This is a genomic window from Allobosea massiliensis, from assembly GCF_042655245.1.
Lineage (GTDB): Bacteria > Pseudomonadota > Alphaproteobacteria > Rhizobiales > Beijerinckiaceae > Allobosea > Allobosea massiliensis.
On sequence record NZ_JBHSLU010000164.1, the window covers coordinates 75,352 to 86,051 of the forward strand.

Below are 10,700 nucleotides of genomic sequence, written 5' to 3' on the forward strand. Positions count from 1 at the left end.
ACGACCATCATGCTGATCCATCCCACCCTCGATCTGCTCACCAGCCTCGGGCTCCACGGCATGGCCAAGGGCTTCCGCGATCTCAAGTCCCAGCCCGAGGCCAACCGTCTCGAACATGCCGAATGGCTCGGGTTGCTGCTCGAACAGGAGAAGACGCAGCGCCAGCAGAAGCGCTTCGAGAGCCGCGCCCGCGCCGCCAGATTGCGTCATGCCGCCAGCGTCGAGGACGTCGATTATCGCGCTGTCCGCGGGCTCGACCGCGCGCTCTTCCTCAAACTCGCCGCCGGTGACTGGATCCGCTCACGGCACAATCTCCTGATCACCGGCCCCTGTGGCGTCGGCAAGAGCTGGCTCTCCTGCGCGCTTGGCCACAAGGCCTGCCGGGAAGACTTCTCCGTAGCCTATCACCGCGTGCCGCGCCTCCTGGCAGCCCTGGCGCTGGCGCGTGGCGACGGGCGTTACGCGCGAATGCTGCGCGCCATCGCCCGCCTCGATCTGCTCATCCTCGACGACTGGGGACCCGAGCCGCTCGATGCCGAGCAGCGTCGCGACCTCCTCGAAATCGTCGAGGATCGATACGAGGCGCGCTCGATCATCGTGACAAGCCAACTGCCCGTCGATCGCTGGTACGAGCTCATCGGCAATCCCACCATCGCCGACGCCATCCTCGACCGGCTCGTCCACAACGCCTACCGCATCGACCTCAAGGGCGAGAGCCTGCGAAAGACCAAGCAGAGCACCATCGCTCAGTCCGCGACTTGACCTCCGCCGAACCGCAAAACATCATCCCGTAGACCCATGCGAATGACGCCAAGGGTGGCCGGCTTCAAATCGGAATAACCGGCCGGCTTGAGATTGGAATGCATGGCCGGCTTCGTCGGTATCCGCAGGCCGGAGAAAGCTCCGGCAGAGCAGGTCGTGAAGGACATCCGCCGAGCGACGCGTCGGCAGTTCTCGGCCGAAGAGAAGATCCGCATCGTGCTGGAAGGCGTGCGCGGCGAGGAGAGCATCGCCGAGCTGTGCCGGCGCGAGGGGATCGCCTCGTCGATGTATTACGGCTGGTCGAAGGAGTTCCTCGACGCCGGCAAGCGCCGTCTCGCCGGTGACACGGCCCGCGCCGCGACGTCAGACGAGGTGAAGGAACTGCGTCGCGAGGCGCAGGCCCTGAAGGAGGCCGTGGCCGATCTGACCCTGGAAAACCGCCTGCTTAAAAAAAGCATGCTGGCGGATGGGGAGGACGACACATGAGGTATCCCGCCTCCGAGAAGGCGGAGATCATCCGCCTGGTCGATGGATCGCATCTGCCGGCGCGTCGCACCTTGGACAAGCTCGGCATACCGCGCGCCACGTTCTATCGCTGGTACGATCGCTATCTCACCGGCGGGGTCGAGGCGCTCGCCGATCATCGCTCACGGCCGGATCGAGTCTGGAACCGCATCCCCGACCCAATCCGGGCCGAGATCATCGAGCTGGCGCTGCGCGATACGGAACTCAGCCCACGCGAGCTGGCGGTGCGCTTCACCGACGAAAAGCGCTACTTCGTCTCGGAAGCATCGGTGTATCGGCTGCTGAAGGCGCATGATCTGATCACCAGCCCGGCTTACATCGTCATCAAGGCGGCGTCCGAGTTCAAGGACAAGACGACGGCGCCCAACCAGCTCTGGCAGACCGACTTCACCTACCTGAAGATCACGGGCTGGGGCTGGTATTATCTCTCGACCGTGCTCGACGACTTCTCCCGCTTCATCGTCGCCTGGAAGCTCTGCGCCACGATGCGGGCTGACGACGTCACCGCCACGCTCGATCTGGCTCTGGCGGCATCAGGGCTCGACCAGATCACGGTCGCTCATCGACCCAGGCTGTTGAGCGACAATGGCGCCTCATACATCTCGGCCGACCTCGCTACCTGGCTCGACGGCAAAGGCATGAAACACATTCGCGGCGCGCCCTATCATCCCCAGACGCAGGGCAAGATCGAGCGCTGGCACCAGACCCTGAAAAACCGCATCCTGCTGGAAAACTACTATCTGCCCGGCGATCTCGAACGGCAGGTTGCCGCCTTCGTCGAGCATTACAACCATGCCCGCTACCACGAGAGCCTCGGCAACCTGACGCCCGCCGATGTCTACTTCAACCGCGGGCAGGCCATCCTCACCGAACGCGAAAGGATCAAGCGCCAGACAATCCAGCGCAGACGCTTGCAGCATCAGCTGCAGGCCGCATAACCTCAAACCCAGATGAGCCAGAACCTCCGTTCCTGAGACGCCGCAACAGTCTCAAATTATCTGACGACGGACAGCGCGTATCCTCCGCCTCTTCGCCGCCGACGAAGTCATAGGTGATCCCCCGGACGTTCTCGATCAGCACCATCCTGGGCCGCACCGTATCGACGAACTCCAGGTATCGCTCGACAAGCTGGTTGCGGGGGTCGCTGGGCCGGCGGCGGCCGGCGCTGGAAAAGCCCTGGCATGGTGGCCCGCCGGCCAGGAGATCCACTTTCCCGCGGAGCGCTACGAGCTGGTCGCCATGGATTTCCATGAGAGACTCGATCGTCCAGGGCTTCTTCGCGAGCCATTCCGGCCAGGCGAACTGGTGTCGCCCGCCGTCCTCGATCAGGTTGTGCCTTAGGGTGTCGAACGCAAACGCGTCCTTTTCGATGGCGAACAAGCCCTGCCACCCGGCCTTCAGGAGGCCGAGGCTCAGGCCGCCGCAGCCCGCGAAAGCATCTATGAATATCGGTTCGTCGCGGCCCACGCTCTTCCCCAACTCGCCCTCACGCTGATTCGTGCCAGGTAAGAGTATTGCCAGAATCTTCGTTCAGGCACCGGCGATCACAGCCGCTCATATCCCGGACACGTATCTAGCCGGCGGGAACAAAAAGTGTCCAGCGGCAAGAAACAAGCTTGCCACTGAATTCGGCAGCGCTGCCGGTTGTAAGGCGGCGTCGCGGTACCCGGCGCAATGTTGGCAGCCATGCCAGCCTGGCTGATCTGGCAACATGCTGACGATCCGGACACCGCCTCGGCTGCCCCCTTCCCCTTCACACTTCCCACACCAATAATGAAACGGTGCGGGCGCATTTTGCTGAAATTGCGCCATTTGGTATCGTGCATCATTGACGATTGTGCAGATACAGATCACCAGAGCTATCTCAGCTTCGGAGTTGCTCATGGCGGACCGTTCTGTCGAATCCGATTGGGTCACCATTGCGGGCGTTTGCCGGGAAGCGGTCAATCGCGCGCCACACGGGGACAAGGTCGAAGTCCTACGCGAGGCTGCGGAAGGCCACGGGCTCAGCGACAGTCACGTCCGTCGCATGATCCGTGCGCTGACCTTCGTCGAGGCCCTCCACAGCAAGGACAAGGAGTTCGCGCTAGCTCTGCGGAGGGCGAGCTTCCGCGTCGCCGAACTGGTCGATCGCTGGTCGCAGTTTGCTCCCTCAGAGGCAAAGGCAGCGGCGCAGCGCTATTTCGATAAGGAGGTCAACTTCAAGGGCCTGCAGGCCCTCTTCGAACGCGAATCCGGTGGCGGAAACGCTGTTCCAGTGTCCACGGTGGGCTTGGTCCCCGATGAGTTCCGGCAAGTCGCGTTTGAGCGTGCCGAACAACTCGCGGGCAGAAAGGTCAAAGAGGTGTCGCTGGAGGCGGAGCCCCGCCTGGCGGCAGGGGTTGATCGCCTGATGCGATCAACCGAGGGGCACCTTTTCGCCGTCCTCGTGACCCCGCCCGGCCTCTCTCCCAAAGCCTATGCCGTCCGCAGAAAACTCGACGCAGGACGCATAGCTTTGCACAAGCGCGTGGGGATCGAGACGATCGTGGTTTTACCCGAGGAGGCGGAACCCTCGGAGTTTGCAGAGACCCTCTCGATCTATGGCCTGCAGGACACGCCCGTCGGCGTTATTCGCGTGCGGCCGCAGTACTACGCCGAGTAGCGGCAGCGTCCTAGGGGAGAGCATTCTTCAGACTTGAATCCATCCTGTCCATAAACTCTTCGTCTTCGCCGCGACGCGCATCTGCATCCTTGCGTACCTCTTCCGCCACGTTCTGGATCGCGGCATCCGGCTGGTTGACTGCGGCGTCCCAGTGCTGCGGAAGATATCCGGAATAGACCAGCGCGGCCGTCGTGATCGCCTTCTTGACGGCCGTCTCGCCCCTGATCCTCGGGATGCCCTTGTCGAAGCTGGCGTGCTCCAGCGCATGAGCGTGCGTGAGGATCTGCTTGCGAAGTTCGGCCCGCTCCTCTTCGCTCAATTGAGCAAAATTCATCCTACGTCTCCTGCGTGCGAAGGCGGGCAAGCGTGCTTGCCTGCCCGCCTTGGATTGCTGGCCCCGGCATCAGCCAGGATGTGGACTAGTCACCCTGCTCGTTGCCATCGGCCTTCTTGCGCCGCTTCGGCGTCCGAGCCGCCGCGACCACCTTGCCGAAGCGGGAGTGGGAGTCGACCGGGTAGTCCGTGCCGGCGAAAGCTTTCGCCAGCGGCTTGAGATCAACGAGGCTGTGGCTCTCGATCGTCTTCGTCACAGCCTCGATCGTCGTGGCGACGTTGCCGTGCTTCTCGATAAACCGACCGAAAGCGACGAACAGGTTGTCACGCGCCGCCCTCTGCGCGTTCCGCGCGTCGAGGTAGCGATCAGCCAGGGAGTCCATGTTCCGCATGCTTGGTTCCTTTCCATGAAGCAGCAATGCAGCTGCAGAGAGATGATGCACAATTTATTATGCGTCGTCAATTTGCGTATTTCACTGTTTCAAATGTCATGCTAGGAAAGCCGTATCCCCGAAGGGGCCCAATTTTTCAACTTTGCCGCAGAGCGACAGAAGTTGATTGGGCCTGGCAGGGGCCTGGGGGTTCCGCATGGCGTCACGATCGCCGCTGTTCGACACGACGATGCACTTGCGCTCCCGGTGGATCCGCGCGGATTACGGCGCAGGCGCCTTCGCGGTCGGCGCCGTGTCCGCTTACGTCGTCGGCCGCTCGTCTTTCGCGGGCCGGCCGATCTCGAGCCCACATGCCGCGGCCGAAATCGGGTTCTCGGGCCTCGTCGCGCCGCAGAGCGTCACACTTGACCGAGAGCAGGTTTGGCTTCTTGCAGATCGACTGGAGCGCAAGCCCGACGGCGACTACCGCCGCAATGCGGGTCGGATGCCGCGGATCGCCTCGCACATAGACGGGGCTTTGCCCTGGGGCTTGGGCGAAGAGGCGGCGCGGCGCATCGTCGAGGGGTTCTCACGGTGGATCGTGGAGACCTATGGCGTCGCCGTCGAGTTCGCGGCACACCATAAGGAGAAGCCGTTCGACCATGCCCATTTCGTCGTCGGCACGCGATCGCTGGAAGAAAGATCGTTCGGCAAGAAGGTGCGAGCCTTCAACGGCGTTGCTCAGCACCACGCTGACCGCAAAGCAGGTCAAGCGATCACCCATGAACGCCAAGACGGTACGGTGAAGCACGTCTCCTCGGCCATGGATCAAATCCGGGCGAAGTGGGCGGATCTCATCTCGGCGGAAATCGGTTGTTCCATCGATCACCGCAGCTACGAGCGGCGCGGTCTCGCCATCGAGCCCGTTCCGCGCGTGCGTCGTGGGGAGATCGAGTTTCAGAAACGGCAGGAAAGCCACACCGGTGTCGGCCCGGCCTGGCGGAAGGATCGCCGGCGCCGCATTGCGGAGCGTTCTCAGCTGCGGCCTGACGTCGGAGATGGTCCAGCTGCAAAACACGAGGTCACGCGGGACGGATACATGTCTCTGCCCATCGAGACGTCATCCCACGAGAAGGAGCGTCTCCAGCACAAGGCTTCGAAACGCACACGCGAAGGCGAGATCGCTGATCGTTGGATTGAACTCCTTCGCGCGCATGTGGACCCTCGGCCATCGACCATGTCCAGGGCCGAAAGCGATGAGCGCGGACGCCGCTTCGAAGATGCCGAGGACGCATATGCCAAAAGCGTGCTCGGCTCGACGCAAGAGGCGACAGCAACAAGCTGGGCAGCCAAGGCTGACTTGATCCGCGTCGCCCACCGACAGCGACGGGACGCGCTCGCCGGCGAACAGATCAAACATGACCTTGCCTTGCGGTACCGTCAACGCAGCGCATTGTTGCTGATCACAAGGCTGAAAGAGTCGAATGCGGCTCTCGCGCTGAATAGGCTGGTTGAGGCTGCTCGTGCCTTTATCGAGCAGGGAAAGCGGCTGGTGGAGGCGCATGACCAGCAATGGCTGCAACTGTTCGCCTCGCAGAAAGCGGCTTGGCGCGATGCACTCCATGATCACGCCCGTGCGATCGGCGCGCAGAGTGTGTCATCAACGCAGACGCCCAATGTCGGGCTAATAATCTTAGAGCCACCGAAGCGGTCGGACGTCGGAGACAGTCTGGTTTCGACAAGGCATGTCGCGCGGGACGCACGAATGCCGCCCCTTATTGCGCCGTCATCCCACGGGATACAGCACTGTCAGCACAAGGTTTCGAAGCGCACGCGCGAAGGTGAAATCGTTGATCGCTGGATCGAGCAACTTCGCATGCATGTGGACCGTCGGCCATCGACCCTGTACATGGCCGCAAGCAATGACCGTGCGCGCCGCTTCGACGATGCCGAGGACGCCTATGCTGAGCATATGCTCGGCTCCATGCGCAAAGCGACAGTCACAAGCTGGGCAATCAAGGCCGCCCTTGTCCGCGTCGCCCACCGACAGCAGCGGGACACGCTCACCCGCGAACAAAACGATCAGGACCTTGCTCTCCGGCACCGCCATCGCGGCGCATTGATGCTGATCGCGAGATTGAAAGTGTCAAATGCGTCTCTCGCGCTGAACAGGCTGGTCGAAGCTGCTCGTACCTTTGTCGAGCAGGGAAAGCGGCTGATGGAGGCGCATGATCAACAATGGCTGCAGTTGTACGCGTCGCAGAAAGCCGCTTGGCGCCATGCGCTCCATGAGCACGCCAGTGTGGTCGACGCCAAGCAGTTGCCATCAACACAGACGCCAATGCGCGCGCCGACGGCGGCAGCAACAGCAGCGTCGACAACGCGAAATCATCGGCGATCCGAACCGCTCGAACAGCAGGTCGCAACCTCGTGGCTTCGTCAGCTTCGGAGCCAGCTTGGTGAGCCTCGGTCAAGTCAACGCGGGCAGTGGAGGGAGCACGCAATCGAGGCCGACAATCTACGGATTGCGCAAGTCCACAGGGACATCCGCGCAGACGCGCGCGGTGCTGTGAAGCGCTCGGACACTGCAGCGGAACCGAATGATGCCCGGTTCGATAGCATGGTGGAACGAGTGTGCTCACGGTGGGATGAGCGCCTTCGGGAAGTGCTCGCCCGTCAGCGGCTTGCACGCGAGGAAATGCTGGCCGCTCAAGAGGGAGAGGACAGGCGCTTTCGTGCCCGTCAGCACACGATCCTCGATCTCGTCGAGCGTGTGATTGCAGCCGACGCCCTGCATGGGATGCTGCGCTTGATCCAGGCGGCCAAACACCTCGCCTCCGAGACGCGAATATTGCTGGAAAATCAGGGCCAAGATTGGCTCGCTCTGCTGGATGCGCAGCGGCAGCAGTGGCCGAAGCCGAAGCGTCTGAGCGAGAAGAGCAAAGCCACGCCTGAGTTGGCCGGCACAGGGCACGGGATCGTCGAGGGAGGCGCGGCAACCGCACGCGTTGCCCCCACGACGGTTCCGCCCATGGAAGTTACTGCCGCACCTTTGGAGGACGAATTCGCCAAACCGACGCCCCCCGTAGTTCGCCGACCAGAGCAAACTTGGATCGTCGAGGAGTTGGCGGACTGGCTCCTTCTTCGCAACCACCGCTCCCAGCAGAAAAACAGCGCGATGGCCGCCTTTCTGGGAGAGCGCGTTGAGGTGTTTGACGCGAGGACGAATGCGCGACGCAACGCCTTTGTTGAGGGTACTCAAACGCTGGGATACAGCACATCCGGTCCGCAGGCTCCACGATCACCCAAGGAAATTTTCCATGATCCGATCGTTCAAGGCGACGCAGAGCTGTTGGCGCTGGTCCGAGCTATCGCCGTGAGACCCGCAAAGACGACGGCCGTGCATCCCCTCCAGCGGCCGGTTGGCCCTGCCTCGATGCCCAAGAGGGAGGGCCGCAAAAACGAGGCATAGCGAGCCGATCACTCTGTCTGACCAGTGACGTCCCGCGGTAGCGGTTGACGACCGCAGTCCACCAAGGTCGCCCACGATGGGAACGACTGGAAGCGTAACCCCAGCAGCGGAGCCCCCGGGACCAGAGCCTCAGGAGCGGGCCCTCGGGTCTCGCGGTCCTCGGACGAATAAGATGATCAACAAGGAAGGTGGCCGCGGACGTGAACTGCACAGGAGTGGGCCCTCGGAATGTTGGGAATGGGCCAAAGATGCCCGTATCGACGGTCGACGCGAGACATTTCGCCTGCGGCGCCGTCGCCGGCTCCCCAATTGAGAGAGCAGTCCGGAACCCATTGGGGGAACCCCCGGGGAATGAGCAGGTGAAGCCGTCCCGGGCTCTCGAGCCGGAACGGATTTCCGATGACGACGATCAATGATGGCGCCTCGCAGGCCGAGGATGAGGCGCGCCCGACGGCTGGCGATCTCACGCGCTATGCGCGGGCTTATCAGTTGAGCACCGAGCATGCCCGGATGTTCCCGATGTGGCAGGCGGCGCTGGCCCATGCGCTGCTGCTCGAACATGATGGAGATGCGGTCCATGCTGACCGGGGCAACCTGAACGGCCGACAGCTGGCGGAAGGCGCGCGCTCGATGGCGCGGACGTTCGCCCTGCTGATCGCCGAGGCGCCGGCCCGCAACGAGCAGGAGCTCGAGCAGAAGATCGAGATCTACGAGACGATGAACTTCCTGCCGGGCGAGATGGAGCGCTCGCGCACGGCTTACATGGTGGAGATCGCCATGCACGCCGACGCGAGCGCGCTCGGCATCAAGCTGCGCAAGGAGCCGGTCGCGACCGGCTCCGGCGGCGTGCAGTAGGAGCGCGCCGATGTCCTTCATCGTGTACGATCTCGAGACGAGCGGACTGGACCCAGCCTGGAACGTGCCGCTCCAGGCCGCCCTCATTCACACGGATAACGAGTTGCGCCCGCTCAGCGAGCTCTCGTTGAGGTGTCGTCTGCCGGCTTACATCGTGCCGTCGCCGGGTGCCTTGCTGACCACGGGTATTCGCCCAGACCAGTTGGATCAGGCGCCGATGTCGAGCCTCGAGCTGCTCGGCCAGATCGGCCGAGCGCTGCGGGCGTGGGCGCCTGCGACGATCCTGGGGCACAATGTGCTGCGGTTCGACGAGGAGGTCCTGCGCTTTAACTTCTTTACCCATCTTTTGCCGCCCTATGCCACGCAGGCCATCGGGCTGAAGCGGGCCGACACGCTTGTGATGCTTCGCGCGGCGATGCTGATCGAGCCCGGCGCGATTACGGTTCCCGTCGACGGCAACGGCAAGCGCTCGCTCAAGCTGGGCGCGGTTTGCCGCGCCAATGGGATCGCCCTCGCCGAGGACGAGGCGCATGATGCGCTGTTCGATGCGCGGGCCACGCTGGCGCTGTTTCGGGTGCTTCGGGAGCGCGCCCCGCGCAGCGTCGAGCTGATGCTTGCCAACGCGCACAAGTCGGGACCGATCCGTCTCCTCTCCCGCGGTGACCTCATCTGCCTCGGCGGTCCCTCGGCACTGGTCCCCGCGGTCGGTGTCATGGCCAACCCCAATAACGCGACGTCCTGGGCCGCGCTCGATCTGTCGATCGACCCAGCGAGCTATCTCGACGGCTCCGCCGAAGACATCGCCGGCCTACTGACGCGGTCGGGCCCACGACCGGTGCGGATGGTCAAGACCAATGCCCAGCCGATCGTGCTGGCCTGGGAAGATGCCCAGCACGCCTTGCCGGCCGATCGGCTCGATGACGCCGTCTACAACGACCGCGCCTGCCAGGTACGCCGGCATCCAACCTTCCAGCGCCATCTCACCGAGGCGCTGAAGAACCGCTTCGCCGATCGGGAGCCATCGCCCTATCCGGAGGCCACGCTCTATTCCGGGGGCTTCCTCTCGGATGCCGACATGCGCATCTGCGCGCGCTGGCATGAGCTGCCCTGGGATCAGCGTGGCGCCCTGGTCAAGCACCTGGGCGACGTTCGGCTCCAGGCCTTCGCCAACAGGCAGATGTTCCTGGAGGCGAGTGAGTGCCTCGCGCCCGAAGCCTGGCGCAAAGGCCGCGACTGGCTGCGGGAGCGGCTGACGACGGAGGCAGACGTGCCTTGGCTGACCTTGCCCAAGGCGATCAGGGAGGTGGCGGAAATGCGTGCCTCGCTCGATGCGCAGGATGCGGATCGCCATGCCCATCTCGATGCGATCGAGCGCTGGTTGTGCAAGCGCAGTGACCGCCAGCAGATGGCGGCGTGAAGGGTAAGAGGCCGGCGCCCGAAGCGCCGGCTATTCCGGAAGGAAGCCGAGAGGCGCTGCCACGAGGCAGTAACCCCCAAAAACTTCTGGATCCGACATGAAGACCAACATCCCGACCATCACGTCGTTCGAGGGCATCGCCCTCGAAGCGACGATCCGCCCCGTCACCGACGATCTCGACGGGATCGCGCGCAGGCTTCCCCTCTCCGGCGATCGCGACATGGTGTGCACGGCGGTGAGAAAACCATCCAGTGGAGCGCCTGCGTTTGTGCCGGCGCGGGCGGCGTAAAAGTCGGCCATTGGATAGGCTGACCCCTTTCG

At 63.5% G+C, this 10,700-nt stretch carries 10 protein-coding genes; 7 read left to right on the forward strand and 3 right to left on the reverse strand.

Annotation, left to right across the window (positions count from 1 at the left end; all coding sequences use genetic code 11):
- Positions 1-9 precede the first annotated feature (9 nt).
- Together istB and ACFPN9_RS29960 are read left to right on the forward strand one after the other, a co-directional pair.
- Positions 10-762: an IS21-like element helper ATPase IstB gene (gene istB / locus ACFPN9_RS29955; protein WP_377818165.1), complete on the forward strand. Its 753-nt coding sequence runs from the start codon at positions 10-12 to the stop codon at positions 760-762.
- Positions 763-864: 102 nt separating this feature from the next.
- A protein-coding gene (locus ACFPN9_RS29960; RefSeq protein WP_377818166.1) for an IS3-like element ISMex37 family transposase occupies positions 865-2,225 on the forward strand; the annotation gives its coding sequence in 2 pieces (ribosomal slippage) (positions 865-1,210 and positions 1,210-2,225; 1,362 coding nt in all).
- Here ACFPN9_RS29960 and ACFPN9_RS29965 read toward each other — a convergent pair.
- The gene (locus ACFPN9_RS29965; RefSeq protein WP_377818167.1) at positions 2,170-2,754 is read right to left on the reverse strand and encodes a DNA cytosine methyltransferase; all 585 of its coding nucleotides are present in this window, start codon (positions 2,752-2,754) and stop codon (positions 2,170-2,172) included. The two genes, ACFPN9_RS29960 and ACFPN9_RS29965, sit on opposite strands and share 56 nt — an antisense overlap.
- A gap of 415 nt (positions 2,755-3,169) precedes the next feature.
- Here ACFPN9_RS29965 and ACFPN9_RS29970 point away from each other — a divergent pair, with 415 nt between their 5' ends.
- Positions 3,170-3,931 carry a hypothetical protein gene (locus ACFPN9_RS29970; protein ID WP_377818168.1) on the forward strand — a complete coding sequence of 254 codons (762 nt, stop codon included), beginning with the start codon at positions 3,170-3,172 and terminating at the stop codon, positions 3,929-3,931.
- 10 nt (positions 3,932-3,941) lie between these two features.
- Here the strand turns inward: ACFPN9_RS29970 and ACFPN9_RS29975 are convergent, their stop codons facing one another.
- A complete protein-coding gene (locus tag ACFPN9_RS29975; RefSeq protein ID WP_377818169.1) occupies positions 3,942-4,265 on the reverse strand; it encodes a hypothetical protein in 324 nt (107 codons plus the stop codon).
- Between the two features lie 85 nt (positions 4,266-4,350).
- Positions 4,351-4,656, reverse strand: a complete 306-nt coding sequence (locus ACFPN9_RS29980; protein ID WP_377818170.1) for a hypothetical protein — start codon at positions 4,654-4,656, stop codon at positions 4,351-4,353.
- A 196-nt stretch (positions 4,657-4,852) separates the two neighbouring features.
- On the opposite strand from ACFPN9_RS29980, the gene ACFPN9_RS29985 reads away from it, so the two are divergent.
- The 4 genes from ACFPN9_RS29985 to ACFPN9_RS30000 all read left to right on the forward strand — a co-directional run bounded on the left by ACFPN9_RS29985 (position 4,853) and on the right by ACFPN9_RS30000 (position 10,668).
- Positions 4,853-8,107: a MobA/MobL family protein gene (locus ACFPN9_RS29985; RefSeq protein ID WP_377818171.1), complete on the forward strand. Its 3,255-nt coding sequence runs from the start codon at positions 4,853-4,855 to the stop codon at positions 8,105-8,107.
- Positions 8,108-8,506: 399 nt separating this feature from the next.
- Positions 8,507-8,962, forward strand: a complete 456-nt coding sequence (locus tag ACFPN9_RS29990; protein WP_377818172.1) for a hypothetical protein — start codon at positions 8,507-8,509, stop codon at positions 8,960-8,962.
- A 10-nt stretch (positions 8,963-8,972) separates the two neighbouring features.
- Positions 8,973-10,379, forward strand: coding sequence for an exonuclease domain-containing protein (locus tag ACFPN9_RS29995; protein ID WP_377818173.1), 1,407 nt, complete (start codon positions 8,973-8,975; stop codon positions 10,377-10,379).
- Between the two features lie 97 nt (positions 10,380-10,476).
- Positions 10,477-10,668 carry a hypothetical protein gene (locus tag ACFPN9_RS30000; RefSeq protein WP_377818174.1) on the forward strand — a complete coding sequence of 64 codons (192 nt, stop codon included), beginning with the start codon at positions 10,477-10,479 and terminating at the stop codon, positions 10,666-10,668.
- Positions 10,669-10,700 lie beyond the last annotated feature (32 nt).